The organism is Oceanibaculum nanhaiense (assembly GCF_002148795.1).
Taxonomy (GTDB): Bacteria; Pseudomonadota; Alphaproteobacteria; order Oceanibaculales; family Oceanibaculaceae; genus Oceanibaculum; species Oceanibaculum nanhaiense.
This window is the reverse complement of sequence record NZ_MPOB01000005.1, coordinates 225,177-244,654: the sequence shown is the minus strand read 5'-3', so window position 1 is coordinate 244,654 and position 19,478 is coordinate 225,177. Positions and strand designations below refer to the sequence as shown.

Sequence of the window (19,478 nt, the reverse complement as noted above, 5' to 3'; positions counted from 1 at the left end):
ATATCCAAAACGGGTGATGAAGGCCAGAGAATAGCCGAAAGCGCGCCATTATGCAGGAAAGATGACGGATTGCCCGCTCAGCCCGCCATCGCCTGCGCGACGGCGAAAGCCTGCCGGGTCTCGTCCACATCATGCACGCGGATCATCTGCACGCCCTGCCGCACGCCTTCCAGCGCCGCCGCCAGCGACCCCGGCACCCGCCGCTTCGGCTCCTCACCGCGCGACAGCTTGCCGATGAAGCCCTTGCGCGAGACGCCCAGCAGCACCGGGCAACTGAGCCCATGGAACAGCGCCAGATGCGACAGCAGCTGCAGATTGTGCTGCACTTTCTTGCCGAAGCCGATGCCGGGATCGATGGCGATGTGTGACAGCGGCAGGCCGGCGGCCAGGCAGGCCTCCACCCGCGCTTCCAGATAATCGTAGATATCCAGCGGCGCGAACCGGTAGTCGGGGTCGTTCTGCATGGTCTGCGGCGTGCCGCGCATATGCATCAGGATGGTCGGTGCCTGCCGCGCCGCCACCAGATCGAGACTGTCCGGATCGCCGGTCAGCGCGGTGACGTCATTGACGATGCCCGCCCCGGCATCCAGCGCCGCCGCCATCACCGCGGCGCGGCGGCTGTCGATGGAGATCCTGGCACCCTCGCCGGCAAGCGCGCGGATCACCGGGACCACGCGGGCCTGTTCCTCCGCCGCCGACACATCGACCGAACCCGGCCGGGTCGATTCGCCGCCGATATCCAGAATCGAAGCGCCGGCCCCGGCCAGCGCCTTTGCCTGCCGGATCGCGCTGTCGGAATCGAGGAAATCGCCGCCATCGGAAAAACTGTCGGGCGTCACATTGACCACGCCCATGATCTGCGGCCGGTCCATCGCCAGCCCGGCAAAATCCGGGCGCGGCATCGACAGCCGCGCGAGCCAGGCCTCGATCTTCTCGGTAAGGCCCTCATCCGCCGCCCAGTCGCGCAGCCCTGCCGGCGTCGCGGTAACGGCGAGGATTCGCCCGTCCGCCTTGCGCAGATAGAGATCGGCAAGGCTGAAGCCGCGCGCCGCCCCGGCAAGCCGCACGGCATGCCCCGCCGCGATGGCGGCCTCGGCTGCCTCGCCTTCGGTCAGGCCAAGCGGGCGCAGATAGAGCCGGTCGGTGGAATCGGCGAGGCCCCGCCGCAGCGAGGCCTCCCGTTGAAACGATGTCATCACCGCAGCGTCGGTCAGGCGCCGGGCTGGGGTTCCGGCTCCAACCCGCCGGGTGCGGCACCGCCGCTGTCGGTGGTGGGCACGGAAGTACGCCGCCCGCCCGGCTTGCTGCCGCCATCCTCGCCGGTATCGCGCACGATCGGCTGTCCGGCCAGCAGCGCCTTGATCTCCTCGCCGGACAGGGTCTCGTACTCCAGCAGCCCCTTGGCCAGCGTGTGCAGATCGTCGAGATGCGCGGTCAGGGTCTTGCGGGCATCGGCATAGGTATCGTCCACGATGCGGCGGATCTCGTCGTCGATCACCTTCGAGGTCGCGTCCGACACCGGCTTGCGCTGCGCCACGGAGTGGCCCAGGAACACTTCCTGCTCCGGCGCTTCATAGGCGAGGAAGCCGAGCTTCTCGCTCATGCCCCATTCGGTGACCATGCGCCGCGCCACGTCGGAGACCATCTTGATGTCCGACGACGCGCCGGTGGTGATCTTTTCCTCACCGAAGATCAGCTCCTCGGCGATTCGGCCACCGGCGGCGACCTTCAGGTCGTCCAGCAGCTTGGCTTTGGAAACCGAGATGCGATCGCCTTCCGGCAGGCGCATGACCATGCCGAGCGCCCGGCCACGCGGGATGATGGTGGCCTTGTGGATCGGGTCACTCTCCGGGCAATGCAGTGCCACGATGGCATGGCCGCCCTCGTGATAGGCAGTCAGCTTCTTTTCCTCGTCGGTCATGATCATGGAACGGCGCTCCGCTCCCATCATCACCTTGTCCTTGGCGGCCTCGAATTCGGCCATGCCGACGACGCGCTTGCCGCGGCGAGCGGCCATCAGCGCGCCCTCATTCACCAGATTGGCGAGATCGGCACCGGAGAAGCCGGGCGTGCCGCGCGCAATGATGCGGGCATCGACATCGCCAGCCAGCGGCACCTTGCGCATATGGACCTTCAGGATCTTCTCGCGGCCCAGCACGTCCGGGTTCGGCACCACCACCTGGCGGTCGAAGCGGCCCGGGCGCAGCAGCGCCGGGTCCAGCACGTCCGGCCGGTTGGTGGCGGCGATCAGGATCACGCCCTCATTGGCCTCGAAGCCGTCCATCTCGACCAGCAGCTGGTTCAGCGTCTGCTCGCGCTCGTCATTGCCGCCGCCGAGGCCGGCGCCGCGATGACGACCGACAGCGTCGATCTCGTCGATGAAGATGATGCAGGGCGCGTTCTTCTTGCCCTGCTCGAACATGTCGCGCACACGGCTGGCGCCGACGCCGACGAACATTTCGACGAAATCCGAGCCGGAGATGGTGAAGAACGGCACATTGGCCTCGCCGGCAATGGCGCGGGCCAGCAATGTCTTACCGGTACCCGGAGGGCCGACCAGCAGACAGCCTTTCGGAATCTTGCCGCCGAGGCGCTGGAACTTCTGCGGATCGCGCAGGAATTCGACGATCTCCTCCAGCTCCATCTTGGCTTCGTCGATGCCGGCCACATCCTCGAAGGTCACGCGGCCGGTCTTTTCCGTCAGCAGCTTCGCCTTGGACTTGCCGAAGCCCATGGCGCGGCCGCCACCGCCCTGCATCTGGCGCATGAAGAAAATCCACACGCCGATGAACAGCAGCATCGGGAACCAGGAGATCAGAATACCGAGCAGGCCGGACATGCCTTCTTCCGGCGGCTGCACATTGATGCGCACGCCGTGTTCGCGCAGGCTGGTGACCATGTTCGGGTCATTCGGCGGCGTCACGGTGTTGAAGGCCCGGCCATCGGTGAAGTGGCCGCTGAGGGTGTTGCCCTGAACGGTGACGTCACGCACCTGACCGTTCTCGACCTCGTTCATGAAGTCGGAAAAGGCGAGGCTGGAATAGGGCGTCCGGGTGGACGAACTCTGGAACAGGTTGAACAGCGCCACCAGCAGGACGCCGATAATGACCCAGAGTGCAAGATTCTTACCGAAATTATTCACGACCTAGCCATCCTCAAATAGGCGCATGCGGGCTGTACCAGCCGGCTCCATCCCCATCATAGTGCTTTTCAGCACCCTCATGAGATAACGCTCAGCGCCGGCTCCGCAACCGCAAAATCCGCACCGGCCAACGGATGGGTAGCCGGATAGGGATAAATCGCGCCCGCGTCAGGCAGGCCAAGCCGCAATCTTGAACTATTCAAATGGGGGAGAATGCCGTGGCCTTCAAGCGGTTCCACGCGCGACCGCGCGGTTTCCCGCACCAGACGAATTTTGTCCTGCCCTCCGCGCGATACCGGACGCAGCAGACAGCCGCCAAGGGTGGCCTGCCGCGCCAGCGGGCCGGTGCACAATTTCCGCCACAGCCGGTCCAGCCGCGCCAGCCGGGGCGCATAGGGCTGGCCGCCGACATGCATCAGGCAGCGCACCAGCGCCTGGCGGCCGACTTCCGGCGGGGCGTCAGTCAGGAGAATCCGATCGAGCGTGATGTCGAGGTCGTCGTGATGATCCCCCTGGGCCAGCACGGCGCGCGCCAGCAGCCTGGCCACGGCACGATCCTGTTCGCGGCGTTGCTGTCCATAGCGGGCAGCATCGGCCAGCAGCGCCGCCTGACGCGCCGGATCCCCGGCCAGCGCCTGACGGACGCGAACGCGCGCGAAACGCGCATCGCGATTGGAGGGGTCCTCGATCCAGGGCTGCCCGGCTTCCCGCAGATAGTGGCGCAGTTCCTGCCTAGGGAATGTCAGCAGCGGCCGCAGCAGCCGGCAGAAGGGCCGCTCCACAATGGCCGCCATGCCGGCCAGTCCGGACGGGCCGCTGCCGGCCTCCTGTCGCAGGGCCAGCGTTTCCGCCTGGTCTTCGGCATGATGGGCGAGCAGCAGGTGCAGCACACCCGCCGCCGCGCAATACTCTTCCAGCAAGCGATAGCGTTCGGCCCGCGCCGCGGCCTGCAGACCGGCCTGCGGTTTTTCGCCCTGCCAGACAAGAATGCGATGGGGAATATCCCGGGCCGCCAGCCACGCCGCGATCTGCCGGGCCTCATCCGCCGATTCCGACCGCAGCCGGTGATCCACGGTCAGGCCGATGGCGGTGCCGCCGCGACGGCGCGCCCAGTCCTGCGCCAGCAGCATCAAGGCCAGGCTGTCAGCGCCGCCGGACAGCGCCACGGCGAGCCTTGGGGCTGGTTCGAAACCGCCCAGCCGGTCGAGACTATCGGAAAAAAGCTGTTCCAGCCCGCTTACGGGCATTTCAGCTTCTGGCGCTCCAGCTCGGCGCGGCGCTTAACACTCTGCGCGGCGTTGGGATATTGCTTCGTCAGCTCGCTGAAGGCGACGCAGGCATCCTGCTTGCGGTTCAGGTTGGACAGCGACAGGCCCATCTTCAGCAGATTATCCGGCGCCTTGGCGTTCTTCGGGTATTTCTGGAACCCCTCGGCAAACGCCACCGCCGCCTGCTCGAACTGGCCGCGCACATAATAGGTTTCCGCCAGCCAATATTGCGCATTGCCGGCAAGCTCATGGTTCTTGTGCTTGTCGAGGAAGCTCTTGAACTGCTGTTCGGCTGTCGGGAAATCCTGGCGCACCAGCGTCTGGAACGCCTGGTCATAGACATCCCGGGGCGACGCATCGGCCGGCAGTGCCGCCTGCTGCTGGGCCGGTCGGTTCGCCTCGGCACCGCCATTCACCGCCGATTGCGGCAGCGTGCCAAGAGTCTTCGGACCACGGTCATCGACCGCCTCGCCGCCGGGAGCCCGATTTGCCGTTGCACCCGGCTTTTCCGGGGCCTGCCCCGGGGCCTGCGACGCCGGCGCCGAGGCGCCCTCGCCCGCGGCCGTCCTCTCCTCCAGCCGGATCAGCCGGAAATCGATATCGCTGGACAGCTTCTCCATCCGGTCATTGAGGCGCTGGGTCGCATAGCTCGCCTCCTCGATCCGGCCGGTCAGCTCGGCCATCCGCGCCTCGAGATCGGTCAATCGGAAATGCAGCGTGGAGATTGCCTGCCCCTCGGCCCCGCCAACGGCGGGCGGCACGCTTCCCGCAGCGCCCCCACTGGGGCGCTCGCCGCGATAGACATGGCGCTGGAGGTCGGAAAGATCCTGCTGCAGCCGGCCGACCTGGTCGATCAGCGAGCGCATGTCACGATCCTGCGCCTGCACGGCGACCGGCAGCAATACCACCAGGCCCACGAGCAGAACGAGCATCGTCCCCCATACAGCGTCAGACAGCGCAACGCCGAAAGGGCGGGCCGGATGCGAATGGCGGTTCTGGATCATCGCACTCCCCATTTCGTCTTCACCCTGCGATTTAGCCGCAGGATGTTTTCAGCTTCGGTGGCGCCAACGGCAAAAATAAGGCGCCGATCCAGCTCCTGCCGGATCGACGCCCCATTCAACCTCGAAGGCGCAGGTGGTTAGTTGACCACCAGCACGCCGCGGCGATTCTGCGCCCAGGCGGCGTCGTTCGAGCCGAGAACGGCCGGACGCTCCTTACCATAGCTGACCGTGGTCAGGCGGCCCGCATCGATGCCGAGCGCGACCAGCGCGTCCTTCACCGAATTGGCGCGACGCTCGCCAAGACCCAAGTTGTACTCGCGGGTGCCGCGCTCGTCAGCGTGACCCTCGACGGTGACACGCACCGACGGGTTACGCTTCAGCCAGGCAGCCCACTTCTCGACCTGACCGCGCTGGTCGGCGCGGACGTTGTACTTGTCGAAATCGAAGAAGACACGGTCGCCAACATTGACGACCAGATCCTCCTGAGAGCCCGCACGGGGGCCGGCCGGCTGAGTCGTAGCAACACCCGAACCAGTGCTCGCGCCGGTACCGCCAGCAGCAGCACCAGTCTCCGGAGCAGTTTCGCAAGCAGCAACCAGGAGCAGTGCTGCAAAAACACCAAGAATTTTTGTACGCATTATTTTCGCCCTCCGCGAACGCAATCCCAAAGATTAGGGGAAAGAACGGTTTCGTGGGTGTCTACTTGATTGCTGGTATCAGTCTCAGATGGAAGTATACCTTCCATATTCGTTCCAGCTTACAGCCTTTCCCGTAGGAACCCTAGCCCTACACCGACGGGCGCAATATAATTGTGTAATTTCAAGGAATCAAGGGGGACCAAGCGGGATCCGACGCATCGATCGGTGTAACGACCTCGCGCAAATTCTGTCCGGTCAGGTCGATTGAGTACAATCGCACGACACCACCCTGCCCCCGGGAGTCGGTCGGAGTCTGGCGGAAGAACATCAGCACACGGCCGTTCGGCGCCCAGGTTGGCCCCTCATCCAGGAAGCTTTCCGTCAGCAGCCGCTCGCCGCTGCCGTCCGGCCGCATCACGCCGATATAGAAGCGGCCACGATTCATCTTGGTGAAGGCAATCAGATCGCCACGCGGCGACCAGACCGGGGTCGCATAGCGGCCCTCGCCGAAGCTGATCCGCCGCACATTTCCGCCATCCCCGTCCATCACATAGAGCTGCTGCGAGCCGCCCCGGTCGGAGTTGAACACCACCTGCCTGCTGTCCGGCGCATAGGATGGCGAGGTGTCGATCGACGGATCGTTGGTCAGCCGCTGCACCTTGCGGGTGCGCAGATCCATCGCATAGATGTCGGAATTGCCATTGCGCGCCATGCTCATGATGACCGCATTGCCGTCAGGCGAGAAACGCGGCGCGAAGGTCATGCCCGGGAAGTCGCCCAGCACTTCCTGCTGGCCGGTGTCGATGTTCAGCAGATAGACACGCGGCTTGTTGTTGAAATAGGCGAGGTAGGTGATTTCCTGCAGCGTCGGCGAGAAGCGCGGGGTCAGCACCAGCACATTGCCGTCGGTCAGGAACCGGTGGTTGGCGCCATCCTGGTCCATGATGGCGAGCTGCTTCTTGCGCCGGTTCTGCGGACCGCTTTCGGCTATATAGACGACGCGGGTGTCGAAATAGCCATCCTCGCCGGTGATGCGCTTGTAGATGGCGTCAGCCACGATATGCGCAACGCGACGCCAGTTCGCCGGCACGGTGTAGTAGGCAAGACCGGTCATCTGTTCTTCGGCGAACACATCCCACAGCCGGAATTCGACCTTCAGCCGCCCATCCGGCTGCAGCACCGCCGAACCGCTGACCAGCGCCTGCGCGCCAATCACCCGCCAGTCGGCGAAACGCGGCTGCTGCTGCGCGGAAGCCGCGGTCTGGATGAAAGCCTGCCTGTCGAGCGGACGGAACAGGCCGGAGCGCTCCAGATCGGCCGCCACGACCCTGGCGATGTCACGCCCGACATCGACACTTTGCCCCTCGCCCTGGAAATCGGTGATCGCGATGGGCATCGGCTCGGTCACGCCGCGCGTGATGTCGATGCGCAATTCGGCGACAGCCGGCAGGGCGGTGCCCAATACCAGCATGCAGATCGCGAGAGTGGCGGTGACGAACCGACCGATGGTGCTGCCTGAAGCAATCCCTGAAACAATCATGGGGCCAACATTTCCCTTGGGTTGAAGCTCAAGGTCATGGTCTTCCAAACCTCAAACTTGTCGCGCGGCAGCTTGAGCGGGCTGCAACGCGGATTCAAGACGGCACGCAGGGCACTCTCCGCCGCCGAGCGATAAAACGGGTCGCTGCCCATCCTGCCGCTGTTGACGATGCGGGCCTCACGGACCGTCGCATCGGCATTCATCACGACAAATATGTCAACAATCAGTTCCTCGGCATAACGCGCGCCGGCCGGCACGTTCCAGCATTGCGCAATCTGCTGGCGCACCGCATCCAGCTCGCTGGCCGACAGGTCGCGCGACGGATCGTTCAGCCGGTTGGTCGGCTGCGCACGCTCAGGCTGCGGCACGGCGGGCGCCGCCTGCTGCGGTTGCGGGCGCTGCGGGCGCGGCTTGGTCTCTTCAGTCGGCACCTGGTCGCGCATCTTGTTCACGCTGGACAGCAACGAGGCCAGCCGGTTTTCCTGTTTCGGCTCCGGCTTCTTCTCCGGCTCCTGCTTGGTCTCGACCGGTTTCACCTTGGGCGGCGCGGGTTTTGCCACCGGCTTCGGCGGTGGTGGCGTCTCCGGCTTCGGTTCGGCCGTCTTCACAGGCTCCGGCTTAGGCTCCACCGCCTTGGCGATCTCGGGCTTTGGTTCGGGCGCTGGTGTCGGCGCGGGTGCCGGTACGGGCTGCGCCGCGGGGGCCGGCTTCGGCGGTGTCGGCGCCGGGGCCGGCGGCGGCGGGGCCGGTTGCGCTGCTGGCGGTGGCGGAGGCGGAGGTGGCGGCGGCGGGGCCGGTGTCGGCGCTGGTGCCTGCGCGACGGGGGTCGGGGCAACCGGCTTCACCGGCGGCTCCGGCGTCGGTGCGACGGTCGGCATCGGCGGATTCGCCAGCTGGGACAGGGTCACGACATCGACCACGACAGGCTCGTCGATGACACGGTCCTCCCGCATCAGGTTCGGCAGGCCGAACCAGGCGAACAGGACGATCGCACCATGGAATGCGACTGATAGGGCGAGACCCTTACGCATTTTCTCTACACTTGCCCGTCACACTTACCTGTCATAGCTGCCGGTCAGCGCCGGCCTTCCTGCGGCATTTCGGCAATCAGGGCGACCTTGGTGAAGCCGGCCGAATTGATCAGCCCCATCACCTCCATCACCCGGCCATAATTGATCGCCTGGTCGCCGCGCACATAAATCCTGGTATCCGGCTTGTTCTGCGTGATCGCCTGCAGGCGCGGCACAAGCTGCCCAGCTTCCGTTTCGGTCTCCTGGATGAACAGCCGGCCTTCGGCGTTCACCGTCACCACCAGCGGCTCGACCTGGTCGCTCAGCTGCGACGCCTGGGTCTTCGGCAGATCGACCGGCACGCCGACCGTCAGTAGCGGTGCGGTCACCATGAACACGATCAGCAGCACCAGCATGACATCCACGAAGGGCGTCACGTTGATCTCGCTCATCGGCATGTAGCGGCCATTATTACGCCGCCCGACGCCACCGCCATTGCCCAGCTTCGCCCCCATCGGTCACTCCCCCTCGTCGAGCTGGCGCGACAGGATGGAGCTGAACTCGGCGCCGAAAGCCTCCAGCCGCGCGGCATATTTGCCGAGATCGTTGGACAGCTTGTTGTAGGCCAGCACCGCCGGGATCGCCGCGACCAGGCCCAGCGCCGTGGCGAACAGCGCCTCGGCGATACCGGGGGCGACGACGGCAAGGCTGGTGTTCTTCGACACCGCGATGGAGCTGAAGGAGTTCATGATGCCCCACACCGTCCCGAACAGCCCGATGAACGGCGCCGTCGATCCCACCGAGGCAAGAAACGGCATGTGCTTTTCCAGCTGCTCCATCTCGCGGCCGATGGTGACGTGCATCGCCTGCTCGATGCGGCTGCGCAGGCTGGTGCGCAGCTGGCCGGTGGCGGTCAGCCCCTTGGCCGCCGACCGCCGCCATTCGCGCATCGCGGCGGCAAAGATCGAGGCCATCGGGTCGGACGGACGGTTGCCGATGCGGTCATAGAGATCCTCCAGCGACCCGCCGGACCAGAAGCTCTCCTCGAACTGCCCGGCCAGCCGGCGCAATTTACGCAGGGTCATCACCTTGTCGAAGATGATCGCCCAGCACCAGAGCGACGCCACGGCCAGCATCAGCATCACGGTCTTGACGATCCAGTCGGCCTGCAGGAAGAGGCCAAGCGGCGACATGTCGTGATCGGCGACAGACCCGGCCAAAGCGATCGAATCGATGACGGTAGGTTCCATTAAACGCACTCTCCTAGCTGGCGAGCAGTGTCACGAGGAAGATGGCAGAAGTTGGATGAACCAATGCCTGCAGGGCCTGGTGCAGCACTTTGGGAAGCCGCGCCGGGCGCAACCCCTTCCCCAGACAGGCAAGGCGGATATGAAGCCGAACGAGCAGCGTTCCTTCGCGTTCCACGCACTGCTCGGCCTCGATCGTGGCGCCGCCGACGGACAGCAGGCGGGTCTCGACCCAGAGCAGGTCGTCCAGCCGCGCCGGGGCGATATAATCGATGGTGCAGCCGCGCACCGCGAAGGCGACGCCGTGCTCGTCCCGCAGCGCCGCCTGGCCGAAGCCCATGGCGCGCAGCATCTCGCTGCGTGCCCGCTCGGCATAGCGCAGATAATTGGCGTGATAGACGATGCCGCCGGCGTCGGTATCCTCGTAATAGATGCGCACGGGCAGGCGATAGCGCTGCCCTTCCGGCCCATCCACGAAGGCAGCGGCGAACGGAACCGGATCAGCCATCCAGCCCCTCATCCGTCTCGGCGGCGGCAAGCAGGTCGAGCTGCGCCAGCCGGTCCTGCGGCATCGCCAGCCCCAGATAGCGATAGCCCTGCGGCGCCAGCATGCGGCCGCGCGGCGTGCGCTGCACCAGCCCCTGCTGCATCAGATAAGGCTCGATCACCTCTTCCAGCACATCGCGCTGCTCGCCCAGCGCGGCGGCCATGGTCTCGACACCGACCGGTCCGCCCAGATAGGTGTCCGCCAGCGTCGAGAGATAGCGCCGGTCCAGCGAATCGAGACCCAGCGTATCGACCCCCAGCCGGGTGAGCGCGGCGTCCGCCGCCTTGGCGTCGACGGCTTCCAGCCCGGCCACACTGGCGATGTCGCGGACCCGGCGCAGCAGCCGGTTGGCGACCCGCGGCGTACCGCGCGAGCGGCGGGAGATTTCCTCCGCCCCATCCTCGGTGAGAACCATGCCCAGCAGGCCGGCGCCGCGCGTGACGATGTGGCGCAGCTCCGCCGGCTCGTAGAAGGTGAGGCGCAGCGGGATGCCGAACCGTTCGCGCAAGGGGGTGGTGATAAGGCCGGAACGCGTGGTCGCGGCGACCAGCGTGAAGGGTTGCAGGTCGATGCGGATCGACCGTGCCGCCGGCCCCTCGCCGATAATCAGATCGAGCTGGAAATCCTCCATCGCCGGATAGAGCACTTCTTCCACGGCGGGATTGAGGCGGTGAATCTCGTCGATGAACAGCACGTCGCGCGGCTGCAGATTGGTCAGCAGCGCCGCCAGATCGCCGGCCTTGGAGATAACCGGGCCGGAGGTGGCGCGGAAATTCACCCCCAGCTCGCGCGCCACGATCTGCGCCAGCGTGGTCTTGCCGAGGCCGGGCGGCCCGGCGAACAGCACATGGTCCAGCGCCTCGCCGCGGCCGCGCGCCGCCTCGATGAAAATGGCGAGATTCTCGCGCACCGGCTTCTGGCCGACGAAATCCTCCAGGACCAGCGGGCGCAGCGTATTGTCCTGCGTCTCCACACCCTCCGCCTCGGGCGAGACGATGCGGTCCGGGCTGTCGATCATGCCGCCAGCTCCTTCAGCGCCGCCGGGATCAGCGCCTGCAATTCAGCGCCCTCGCCAAGATTCCGCATTGCCTTCATCACGGCAGCGAACGCCTCGGTGCGGCCATAGCCCAGATTGACCAGGGCGGAAACCGCATCGCCGGCCGCCCCCTCAATACTGCCGGCGGGAGCAGCGGCGCCGTTGGCAGGCTTGCCGCCCTCCGCCTTGCCGCCGTCCGCCTTGCCGGATGTCAGCGCGGCCAACGACAGATGCGCGGTCTTGTCCTTCAGCTCATTGACAATGCGCGCGGCCAGTTTCGGCCCCACCCCGTCGGCACGGACCAGCATCTTCGGGTCGTTCACCGCGATGGCCTGGGCGATCTGGTCCGGCGTCAGCGCCGACAGGATCGCCAGCGCGACGCGCGCGCCAACGCCCTGCACCGTCATCAGCAGGCGGAACCAGTCGCGTTCGGTGGCGTCGAGGAAACCGTAAAGCCGGATGTGATCCTCGCCGACATGCGTGTCGATCAGCAAGGTCACCGGCTCGCCCGGCTTCGGCAGCCGGTCCAGCGTGCGCCCGGCCGCGAAGACCAGATAGCCAACGCCGTTCACATCGATCACCGCGTGATCGGTCCCCGCGCTGTCCAGCAGCCCACGCAGCCTGGCGATCATCTGCGCCCCGCCCCCTGCGCCATGGCCAGCGCACGCTCATAGACCGATCCGGTCTGGCGGAAATGCGCGTGGCAGATGGCCACCGCGAGCGCGTCCGCCGCATCCGCACCGAGAGCGTTGGAGCCGGGCAGCAGCGTCTTCACCATCATCTGCACCTGTTCCTTCGCGGCGTGACCGGCGCCGACCACCGCTTTCTTCACCCGGTTCGGGGCATATTCGGTGACCGGAATGCCGAGGCTGGCCGGCGCCAGTATGACGGCACCGCGCGCCAGGCCCAGCTTCAGCGTGGATTCCGGGTTCTTGTTCACGAAGGTTTCCTCGATCGCCGCCTCGTCCGGCGCATAGCGTTCGAGGATTTCCATCACGCCGCGGTTGAGCTGCAGCAGGCGGGAGGCGATATCCCCGGCGGCATCGGACCGCACCACGCCGTTGGCGACGTGGATGAGGCGGGTACCCACCGCCTCAATCACGCCCCAGCCCGTGTTTCGCAGCCCCGGATCGAGGCCGATCAGCCGCATTGCCTGCTCCCACCCGGCGCCGGTCAGGCCGCCGTCAGCTTTTCCATGACATCGTCGGGGATCTCGAAATTCGCCGCGACGCTCTGCACATCGTCATTATCTTCCAGCACATCGATCAGCTTCAAAAGCGAGGTCGCCTTTTCCTCATCGACCGGTGTGCTGTTCTGCGGGCGCCAGACCAGGCCTGCCTGCTGCGGCGCGCCGAACTTCTCCTCCAGCGCATCGCGCACGGCGGCGAAATCCTCCTGCGAGCAGGTGACCTCGTGGGTCTCCTCGCTCGACTCCACATTCTCCGCACCGGCCTCCAGCGCCGCCTCGAACATGGCGTCGGTATCGGCGACCTTCACCGGATAGATCAGCTGGCCGATCCGGTCGAACATGAAGGACACGGAATTGGTCTCGCCCAGCGATCCGCCATGCTTGGAAAAGGCGGCCCGCACCTCGGCGGCGGTGCGGTTGCGGTTGTCGGTCAGCGCCTCGACGATGACGGCGACGCCGCCGGGGCCATAGCCCTCGTAGCGCATCTCGACATAATCGGTGTCGCCATCGCCGCCCGTGCCCTTCTTGATGGCACGGTTGATATTGTCGTTCGGCATGTTGTTCGCCCGACCGAGCGCAATCGCCGCGCGCAGGCGGGGATTGGACGTCGGGTCGTCGCTGATCTTCGCCGCGGTGGTGATTTCGCGGGCGATCTTGGTGAAAAGCTTGGCGCGCTTTGCGTCCTGCGCGCCCTTGCGGTGCATGATGTTCTTGAATTGCGAATGGCCGGCCATGACTGCCTGTCCTGGGATTCGATAACGAGAGGTTGCTGGTTTATACCAGATGTAGTGGATTATCGCACGCGGAACCGCTGCATGAACGCGACCCTTGCGGCGAGCCGATTTGCCCTGCGGGGGCCGCTTGCGCAGACGCCATCCGGTAAGACGTTGTTGGACTTAACAAATGCCATGCGCCATGCAAGAGAATTCTGTAGAGTGAAGCCGCCTGCCGACAGTCAGGCCAACGAAAGAGCGGGTGCTGTGGCCAGCGCCGCGCACAATGATGGGTGTGGGGTTTTTCCTCGGGACTTGCCAAGGCACGCCGGCTAGGGGATACGACGGAAGCGCAGGACGGCAGCACAGAAAGCAGAACAATGCGCCGATCTGAAGAGGCGCAGGCGGGGGACGGCTCCATTTAATGTCGAGGATCGATCAACTCAACGTCATGATCGTGGATGACAACCAGCACATGCGCTCGCTGGTGCGTGCCATCATGGAGGCGATCGGCATTCGCAACCTCATCGAGGCGCGCGAAGGCGAACATGCGCTCGAAAAGATGCGCAACAATGAGGTCCATCTGGTCATCACCGACTGGAACATGGAGCCGATGGACGGGATCGACTTCACCCGCTATCTGCGCAGCAGCCCCGACAGCCCCGACCCCTTCATTCCGGTGATCATGCTGACCGGGCACACCGAACGCGCGAAGGTGGAACTGGCGCGCGACGCCGGCGTGGATGAGTTTATCGCCAAGCCGGTCACCGCGAAGGCGCTGCTGGCACGCATCAACTCCATCGTGAACAACCGCCGCCCCTTCATCCGCACCGGCCGCTATTTCGGCCCGGACCGGCGGCGAAAAAATATGCCATTCGACGGTCCGGAGAAGCGTGCCGACGAAAATTAGGATATATAAAATCCGATCATTCCAACTTCCGCCCGGCACTGCCGGGCCTAGACCGCAGGGCCAGGGCCGATGGCGAAAAAGAACATCGAAATCATCCACCCAGCGAACAAGCTGAAGCAGTACATCACTGACCCGCGCAGCCTCAGCACCGCCGCCGTGGCCAAGGCCGAGGCGGCGATGCAGAAGGTGGCCGGCTCCATCGATCTCACGAAGGAGGCCGAACCTTCGCTGAAGGAGATGCAGACTGCCTATCAGGCCATGAAGGCGGACCGCAGCCAGGCACAAGAGCAAAGCCAGCGCATCTACAATCTGACGCACGATCTGCGCGGCCTGGGCTCGAACTTCAACTATCCGCTGATCACCCGGATCGGCGGCTCGCTGTGCCGTTTCATCGAAGGCATGGAGACCGCCACAGACACGCAGCTTGAGATCGTCCGTGCCCATATCGACGCGCTGCGCGCCGTGCTGCACAACAAGATGAGTGGCGAGGGCCACGCCATCGGCATCCAGATCGCCGAAGGTCTGGAAACCCTGGTTCGCGAGGAACGCTGAGGAGCTACTCCGCCGCCTGTGCCGGCGTCCCCGCCAGCCAGAAGGACAGCGCCGACAGGGCTGCCAGGATCACCAGCACCATCAGCACCACATCGTAGCCGCCGGACCATTCCCACAGCAGCGCCGCCGCGAAAGGCGCAATCGCCTTCGCCACCGTTGCCGGCATGTACATCGCGCCGTTCACCGTGGCATAGGCCTCGCTGGTCAGCAGTTCCGGCACGATGGTCGCGCGCACGATGGTCATGACGCCATTGGCGGTGCCATAGAGCGCACAGAAGCCGATTGCCACCGCCGCCGTCGTCGGCAGCAGCCACAGCACCGCCATCGCCAGCACCATCAGCGAGAACACGATGCGCCCAGCGACAGCCGAACTCATGCGCCGGCCGAGGCTCATCAGCACGATGCGCCCCGCCACCTGCATCGGCCCGATCACCGACATGGCGCCGATGATCACCGGCATCGGCAGGCCGCGCCCGATCATCAACGGCACCAGATGGAACAGCAGCGCCGCGATCAGCGCGCTGTACAGCACGAAGGCGATCAGCATCGCCCAGAAGCGCGGCAGCGCCATCAGCTGCCGCATCAGCGCCTTGCCGCCAGCAGGTTTCGCTGCCTGCCTGGTCTCAGGCACATCCTGCTGCCGGGCAGATTTGCGATTCGGGTCGCGCAGGACGAACAGATGGATCGCACTGCAGAACAGCAGGTTCCACAGCGCCAGCCCGACCAGCGCCTCGCGCCAGCCCCACAGCTCGATCATCAGCTGGGTCAGCGGGATGAAGGCCGTGCTGGCCAGCCCGCCGATCAGCGTCATCGCCGTGATGCCGGCGCGATAGCGCGCGCCCAGCCGGCCGGCGAGCACGGCGAAGGCCGGCTCATAGAGCGTCGAGGCCAGCGCCACGCCCATCAGCGCCCAGATCGCATAGAACACGAAGATGCTGTCCGTCACCGCCCAGATCGCGAGCACCGCCGCCCCCAGCAGCGACCCGACCGTCATCACCAGCCGCGCCCGCCCGCGGTCGATGGCGATGCCGACCGGCAGCGCCGTCAGGCCAGAGACCAGCAGCCCGATCGACAGCGCCCCGTTGATCGACGCGCGCGACCATCCGAGATCCTGCTCCATCGGCACGACGAACAGCGAGAAGCTGTAGAACAGCGATCCCCAGGAGACGAGCTGCGCGCTGGCCAGGGTCAGCACGAGAATCCAGCCCTGGCGGCCGAGACCGGTGGCCGATGGCGGCAAGGAGGAGGCGGTCATGATGTCATCGGCCTGCGGCGCGGGAGTAGTGGTCTAGACCTTGGCGGGAGCACAGCACTTTACCGCAGTATCGGCAATGCGGATGTCATCGCGATTCGTCGGTTGTGCAGAGCAGACACCGGTTTCCGGCAAGTCCAGCTCTACCTTCGCCGCCGCCGCCATATCCCCGGCGAGCGCGGCAACGATGGAGCGTACCTGCTCGTGGCCGGTAGCCAGCAGGAAGGTCGGCGCGCGGCCATAGCTCTTCATCCCGGCGATGTAGAATCCCGGCTCCGGATGCGCCAGTTCCGCCGCGCCATGCGGCCGGACCGTGCCGCAGCTGTGAATGTTCGGGTCGATCAGCGGCGCCAGCGCCGTTGCGCATTCCAGCGCCGGATCGATGCCCAGACGAATCTCGCGCAGGAACGACAGGTCCGGGCGGAAGCCGGTTGTCACCACGATCTCGTCCACGGGGACCTCACGCCCTGAGCCCGAGACCAGCAGCCCGCCCTCAGGCGCGGCAGCGATGTCGGTCGCCCGGAACGGCGCAAGCAGCGTCACCATGCCGGCCTCGATGGCCTGACGCGCGTTCGTGCCCAGTTCACCCCGTGCCGGCAGCGCATCGGCCGCGCCCCCGCCGAACAGCCGCTGCGGGTCGGCCCGACGGACCGCCCAGGAGATCGCGGTTTCCGGCTCGGTTTCCTTCAGCGCCAGCAGGTCCAGCACGACATTGATCGCGGAATGCCCACCGCCAACCACCAGCACCCGCCGGCCGGCATATCGCGCCCTGTCCTGCCCCTTCACATCCGGGATGCCATAGGTGATGCGGCAGGCGAAACGCGCCTCGCCTGCCGCCGAATAGCCGCCCGCCCCCATCGGGTTCGGCGCGGTCCAGGTGCCGCTGGCATCGATCACCGCGCGTGCCCGGACAGTCTCGCGGCGGCCATCCGCCAGGACAATCTCGACCGCGAAAGGCGTTTCGGCACGGCCGGCATCCACCGCCTTGTCCAGCGCCTCGCGCCCTAACGACACGACCCGGGCGCCGAAGCGCAGAAAAGGTGCTATCTGCGGCAGTGCCGCCAGCGGCTCCAGATAGCGCCCGACCAGATCGCCGCCGGTCGGCAGCTCGTTCTGCGGCGGCGGAGTCCAGCCCGACGCCTGCAGCAGCGCCCGTGCCGCCCGGTCGATGTTGAACCGCCAGGGCGAGAACATGCGCACATGCTGCCAGCGCCGCACGCTGTCGCCGGCCACCGGGCCCGCCTCCAGCACCAGGAAAGGCAGGCCGCGCTCCACGAGACGGGCGGCGGCGGCAAGCCCGACCGGACCGGCACCGATCACTACGACCGGCAGGACTGGCTCTTTACCCAAATGTGACATCTCGATCTCCATGCATCGAAGGGCAATGTATCAAGGGCAAAATTTTTTACGGCCGGCAGGCTCCCTGCACCTCGGCCGTAGCATCGCGCACCAGCATCTCGTGGCTTTCCTGCAGGCAGCGGGTCACCCCCATCCAGGAGCCGACCGCGACCCGGAAGGCCTCGCGTCCCAGATCCGTCAGCGCATAGACCTTGCGTTCGCGGCCCTGCACGATTTCCGTCTCGACGGTGACATAGCCGCCCGCCTCGAAATCGCGCAACACCGGATAGATTGTCCCCTCGCCCGGCGAACAGCAGCCGCGCGTCACGCTCTCCACCCGCTTGGCGATCTCATAGCCGTGCAGCGGCTGCTTGTAGAGCACACACAGGATGAAGAATTTCGACAGGCCCATCTTGATCAGCCCGTTCCAGTAATCCGGGCTGGTATAATCGGTGGCCGGGCGCGCGGCGAGGCTGTTGTTATGCATCGAGGGGCTAGGCATAACAAAAACCTACCCATCGACCCTCAATGGGTCAAGAGGCTTCCCGACCGGAGCCCAGAAAAAAGGCCGCCCGTCGGAACGGGCGGCCAAAGTCAGGGAGATGAGAAGCAAGGCTCACAGCCTACAAGTTGTTATTTTGAATGACAACAGATTCACGAGTGTTATTCAGACTGAATCGCCCTTGCCTCCCCGGCCGCCAGAATCACGGGCCGCCGCTTCGGCTATCGCCAAAGTGCCCGAAAATGCCTAAAATTTATGGAATAAGCAGAAATATGGTGGGGACCACAAATGACCGGAGACAAGCCGAGCGGCAAGACCCATGAGGTCATCCAGCCAAGGAACAAGCTGCGCGAGATGGTGGGTGGCAAGCAGGCTCTAGGCAACGACACGCTGCGGAAGGCGGAAACCGCCGCGAAGAAGGTGCAGGACAAGACCGACTATACCGGCCATGCCCAGACCAACCTCACCCGCCTGATGGTCGCCTATGACCGGGCGCAGGGTGAGGAGCGAGCCGAGGCGCTGCACGATATGTTCGAGATATCCCACGACATGCGCGGAGAGGGCGGCAGCTTCGGTTTCCCGCTGGTCACCCAGATCGGCGACATCCTGTGCAAGTACCTCACCGCGCTGAAATCGCCCGATGCGCTGGAACCGCCCATCGTGAAGCTGCATATCGACGCGCTGAAGGTCGTCATCAACCAGCGCCTGCGGGGCGAAGGAGACGACACGGCCAAGCAGGTGGTGGACGGGCTGGCCCAGATCGCCCTGAAGCGCTAGAGCGCCGGCAGCGCCGGCGCCAGACGCCCGCCCATGCGAACCGGCTGCACGCTTTTCGCCAGGCCGCTCCGGTCGTCAGTCTCGACGAACACGCCGCACAGCGTGCCCTCGCCCGATCCCGGCTCCAGCCGCTCGCCCGGCAGCTTACGCACGAAACGGGCAACAGCGATATCCTTGCGCATGCCAATGACGCTGTCGTAATCGCCGCACATGCCGGCATCGGTCTGGTAGGCGGTGCCGCCCGGCAGCACCTGCGCGTCCGCCGTCGGCACATGGCTGTGGGTGCCGACCACCAGCGAGGCACGGCCATCGCAGAAATGTCCCATCGCCATCTTCTCGCTGGTCGCCTCGGCATGCATATCGACGATCACCGCCTGCACGCCGCCACCCAGCACATTGCGCGCCAGTTCCCGCGACACCGCCTGGAACGGATCGTCCAGCGGGTCCATGAACAGACGGCCCATGACGTTCACCACCAGTACTTTCCGGCCGGACTGCGTGGCATAGACATGCCCGCCCTTGCCCGGCGCCCCCGGCGGGTAATTGACCGGGCGCAGCAGGCGCGGATCGGTGTTGATGTAGGACAGTGTCTCGCGCTGGTCCCAGGCATGGTTGCCGGTGGTCACCACATCGGCGCCCAGCGCGTAGAATTCCTCGCAGATCTTCTGGGTGATGCCGAACCCGCCGGCCGCGTTCTCGCCATTGATGACGACGAAATCCAGCTTCAGATCCCGCCGCAACCCCGGCAGATGGGCGGCGATGGCATCCCGGCCGGGCCGGCCCACCACATCGCCCAGAAACAGCAAACGCATC

The 19,478-nt window shown here is 65.7% G+C and carries 21 protein-coding genes; 3 read left to right on the top strand and 18 right to left on the bottom strand.

The genetic code is table 11. From position 1 onward, the window contains the following. Positions 1 to 77: 77 nt before the first annotated feature. The 14 genes from folP to BKM74_RS10810 form a co-directional block, all read right to left on the bottom strand. Positions 78 to 1,196, bottom strand: coding sequence for a dihydropteroate synthase (gene folP / locus BKM74_RS10880; RefSeq protein WP_245825911.1), 1,119 nt, complete (start codon positions 1,194 to 1,196; stop codon positions 78 to 80). Positions 1,197 to 1,210: 14 nt separating this feature from the next. Further along, the gene (ftsH, locus tag BKM74_RS10875; protein ID WP_086465736.1) at positions 1,211 to 3,142 is read right to left on the bottom strand and encodes an ATP-dependent zinc metalloprotease FtsH; all 1,932 of its coding nucleotides are present in this window, start codon (positions 3,140 to 3,142) and stop codon (positions 1,211 to 1,213) included. A 77-nt stretch (positions 3,143 to 3,219) separates the two neighbouring features. Further along, positions 3,220 to 4,389, bottom strand: a complete 1,170-nt coding sequence (gene tilS / locus BKM74_RS10870) for a tRNA lysidine(34) synthetase TilS (RefSeq protein ID WP_086465735.1) — start codon at positions 4,387 to 4,389, stop codon at positions 3,220 to 3,222. Beyond that, entirely contained in the window at positions 4,380 to 5,342 is a 963-nt protein-coding gene (ybgF, locus tag BKM74_RS10865; RefSeq protein ID WP_176342491.1) for a tol-pal system protein YbgF, read from the bottom strand. The genes tilS and ybgF overlap by 10 nt, the downstream gene beginning before the upstream one ends. A 209-nt stretch (positions 5,343 to 5,551) precedes the next feature. After that, on the bottom strand, positions 5,552 to 6,052 hold the full coding sequence (gene pal, locus BKM74_RS10860) for a peptidoglycan-associated lipoprotein Pal (RefSeq protein WP_140056067.1): 501 nt from the start codon (positions 6,050 to 6,052) through the stop codon (positions 5,552 to 5,554). 181 nt (positions 6,053 to 6,233) lie between these two features. Beyond that, a complete protein-coding gene (gene tolB / locus BKM74_RS10855; protein WP_086465864.1) occupies positions 6,234 to 7,523 on the bottom strand; it encodes a Tol-Pal system beta propeller repeat protein TolB in 1,290 nt (429 codons plus the stop codon). Between the two features lie 65 nt (positions 7,524 to 7,588). Next, entirely contained in the window at positions 7,589 to 8,623 is a 1,035-nt protein-coding gene (locus BKM74_RS18740) for an energy transducer TonB (protein WP_176342490.1), read from the bottom strand. A 44-nt stretch (positions 8,624 to 8,667) separates the two neighbouring features. After that, on the bottom strand, positions 8,668 to 9,117 hold the full coding sequence (gene tolR, locus BKM74_RS10840; protein WP_086465731.1) for a protein TolR: 450 nt from the start codon (positions 9,115 to 9,117) through the stop codon (positions 8,668 to 8,670). 3 nt (positions 9,118 to 9,120) lie between these two features. Further along, a complete protein-coding gene (gene tolQ / locus BKM74_RS10835) occupies positions 9,121 to 9,852 on the bottom strand; it encodes a protein TolQ (RefSeq protein WP_086465730.1) in 732 nt (243 codons plus the stop codon). Between the two features lie 13 nt (positions 9,853 to 9,865). Next, on the bottom strand, positions 9,866 to 10,357 hold the full coding sequence (gene ybgC / locus BKM74_RS10830) for a tol-pal system-associated acyl-CoA thioesterase (protein ID WP_086465729.1): 492 nt from the start codon (positions 10,355 to 10,357) through the stop codon (positions 9,866 to 9,868). Further along, positions 10,350 to 11,414, bottom strand: coding sequence for a Holliday junction branch migration DNA helicase RuvB (gene ruvB, locus BKM74_RS10825; RefSeq protein ID WP_086465728.1), 1,065 nt, complete (start codon positions 11,412 to 11,414; stop codon positions 10,350 to 10,352). The genes ybgC and ruvB overlap by 8 nt, the downstream gene beginning before the upstream one ends. Then, a complete protein-coding gene (gene ruvA / locus BKM74_RS10820; RefSeq protein WP_086465727.1) occupies positions 11,411 to 12,064 on the bottom strand; it encodes a Holliday junction branch migration protein RuvA in 654 nt (217 codons plus the stop codon). The genes ruvB and ruvA overlap by 4 nt, the downstream gene beginning before the upstream one ends. Then, complete coding sequence (gene ruvC / locus BKM74_RS10815; RefSeq protein ID WP_086465726.1) at positions 12,061 to 12,582, bottom strand: crossover junction endodeoxyribonuclease RuvC; 522 nt, start codon at positions 12,580 to 12,582, stop codon at positions 12,061 to 12,063. Before ruvC ends, ruvA begins: the two co-directional genes overlap by 4 nt. Before the next feature lie 23 nt (positions 12,583 to 12,605). Next, positions 12,606 to 13,355 (bottom strand): YebC/PmpR family DNA-binding transcriptional regulator, encoded by a 750-nt coding sequence (locus BKM74_RS10810; RefSeq protein ID WP_086465725.1) that lies wholly within the window; start codon positions 13,353 to 13,355, stop codon positions 12,606 to 12,608. A 403-nt stretch (positions 13,356 to 13,758) separates the two neighbouring features. On the opposite strand from BKM74_RS10810, the gene BKM74_RS10805 reads away from it, so the two are divergent. Next, complete coding sequence (locus tag BKM74_RS10805; RefSeq protein WP_245825910.1) at positions 13,759 to 14,244, top strand: response regulator; 486 nt, start codon at positions 13,759 to 13,761, stop codon at positions 14,242 to 14,244. A gap of 69 nt (positions 14,245 to 14,313) precedes the next feature. Next, on the top strand, positions 14,314 to 14,796 hold the full coding sequence (locus BKM74_RS10800) for a hypothetical protein (protein ID WP_086465723.1): 483 nt from the start codon (positions 14,314 to 14,316) through the stop codon (positions 14,794 to 14,796). Positions 14,797 to 14,800: 4 nt separating this feature from the next. Here BKM74_RS10800 and BKM74_RS10795 read toward each other — a convergent pair whose 3' ends face one another. The 3 genes from BKM74_RS10795 to BKM74_RS10785 are packed head-to-tail and all read right to left on the bottom strand — an operon-like array spanning position 14,801 to position 17,888. Then, positions 14,801 to 16,051 (bottom strand): MFS transporter, encoded by a 1,251-nt coding sequence (locus BKM74_RS10795; protein WP_086465722.1) that lies wholly within the window; start codon positions 16,049 to 16,051, stop codon positions 14,801 to 14,803. A gap of 33 nt (positions 16,052 to 16,084) precedes the next feature. Then, entirely contained in the window at positions 16,085 to 17,407 is a 1,323-nt protein-coding gene (locus BKM74_RS10790; protein WP_086465863.1) for an NAD(P)-binding domain-containing protein, read from the bottom strand. A gap of 46 nt (positions 17,408 to 17,453) precedes the next feature. Next, positions 17,454 to 17,888 (bottom strand): PadR family transcriptional regulator, encoded by a 435-nt coding sequence (locus BKM74_RS10785; RefSeq protein ID WP_245825909.1) that lies wholly within the window; start codon positions 17,886 to 17,888, stop codon positions 17,454 to 17,456. Positions 17,889 to 18,176: 288 nt separating this feature from the next. On the opposite strand from BKM74_RS10785, the gene BKM74_RS10780 reads away from it, so the two are divergent. Beyond that, positions 18,177 to 18,665 (top strand): hypothetical protein, encoded by a 489-nt coding sequence (locus tag BKM74_RS10780; protein ID WP_086465721.1) that lies wholly within the window; start codon positions 18,177 to 18,179, stop codon positions 18,663 to 18,665. On the opposite strand, the gene BKM74_RS10775 is transcribed toward BKM74_RS10780, so the two are convergent. Then, a complete protein-coding gene (locus BKM74_RS10775; RefSeq protein WP_086465720.1) occupies positions 18,662 to 19,477 on the bottom strand; it encodes a TIGR00282 family metallophosphoesterase in 816 nt (271 codons plus the stop codon). The two genes, BKM74_RS10780 and BKM74_RS10775, sit on opposite strands and share 4 nt — an antisense overlap. Between the last annotated feature and the right edge of the window lies 1 nt (position 19,478).

Bases quoted from the DNA above. Each gene is read 5' to 3' on its own strand.
- BKM74_RS10775 (WP_086465720.1), bottom strand. From the start codon at position 19,477: ATGCGTTTGCTGTTTCTGGGCGATGTGGTGGGCCGGCCCGGCCGGGAT.
- BKM74_RS10805 (WP_245825910.1), top strand. From the start codon at position 13,759: ATGTCGAGGATCGATCAACTCAACGTCATGATCGTGGATGACAACCAG.
- ybgC (WP_086465729.1), bottom strand. From the start codon at position 10,357: ATGGCTGATCCGGTTCCGTTCGCCGCTGCCTTCGTGGATGGGCCGGAA.
- BKM74_RS10795 (WP_086465722.1), bottom strand. From the start codon at position 16,051: ATGACCGCCTCCTCCTTGCCGCCATCGGCCACCGGTCTCGGCCGCCAG.
- BKM74_RS10810 (WP_086465725.1), bottom strand. From the start codon at position 13,355: ATGGCCGGCCATTCGCAATTCAAGAACATCATGCACCGCAAGGGCGCG.
- folP (WP_245825911.1), bottom strand. From the start codon at position 1,196: ATGACATCGTTTCAACGGGAGGCCTCGCTGCGGCGGGGCCTCGCCGAT.
- BKM74_RS18740 (WP_176342490.1), bottom strand. From the start codon at position 8,623: ATGCGTAAGGGTCTCGCCCTATCAGTCGCATTCCATGGTGCGATCGTC.
- tolB (WP_086465864.1), bottom strand. From the start codon at position 7,523: ATGCTGGTATTGGGCACCGCCCTGCCGGCTGTCGCCGAATTGCGCATC.
- ruvA (WP_086465727.1), bottom strand. From the start codon at position 12,064: ATGATCGCCAGGCTGCGTGGGCTGCTGGACAGCGCGGGGACCGATCAC.
- BKM74_RS10780 (WP_086465721.1), top strand. From the start codon at position 18,177: ATGACCGGAGACAAGCCGAGCGGCAAGACCCATGAGGTCATCCAGCCA.
- BKM74_RS10785 (WP_245825909.1), bottom strand. From the start codon at position 17,888: ATGCCTAGCCCCTCGATGCATAACAACAGCCTCGCCGCGCGCCCGGCC.
- tilS (WP_086465735.1), bottom strand. From the start codon at position 4,389: ATGCCCGTAAGCGGGCTGGAACAGCTTTTTTCCGATAGTCTCGACCGG.
- BKM74_RS10800 (WP_086465723.1), top strand. From the start codon at position 14,314: ATGGCGAAAAAGAACATCGAAATCATCCACCCAGCGAACAAGCTGAAG.
- ruvB (WP_086465728.1), bottom strand. From the start codon at position 11,414: ATGATCGACAGCCCGGACCGCATCGTCTCGCCCGAGGCGGAGGGTGTG.
- tolR (WP_086465731.1), bottom strand. From the start codon at position 9,117: ATGGGGGCGAAGCTGGGCAATGGCGGTGGCGTCGGGCGGCGTAATAAT.
- ruvC (WP_086465726.1), bottom strand. From the start codon at position 12,582: ATGCGGCTGATCGGCCTCGATCCGGGGCTGCGAAACACGGGCTGGGGC.
- tolQ (WP_086465730.1), bottom strand. From the start codon at position 9,852: ATGGAACCTACCGTCATCGATTCGATCGCTTTGGCCGGGTCTGTCGCC.
- BKM74_RS10790 (WP_086465863.1), bottom strand. From the start codon at position 17,407: ATGTCACATTTGGGTAAAGAGCCAGTCCTGCCGGTCGTAGTGATCGGT.
- ybgF (WP_176342491.1), bottom strand. From the start codon at position 5,342: ATGCTCGTTCTGCTCGTGGGCCTGGTGGTATTGCTGCCGGTCGCCGTG.
- pal (WP_140056067.1), bottom strand. From the start codon at position 6,052: ATGCGTACAAAAATTCTTGGTGTTTTTGCAGCACTGCTCCTGGTTGCT.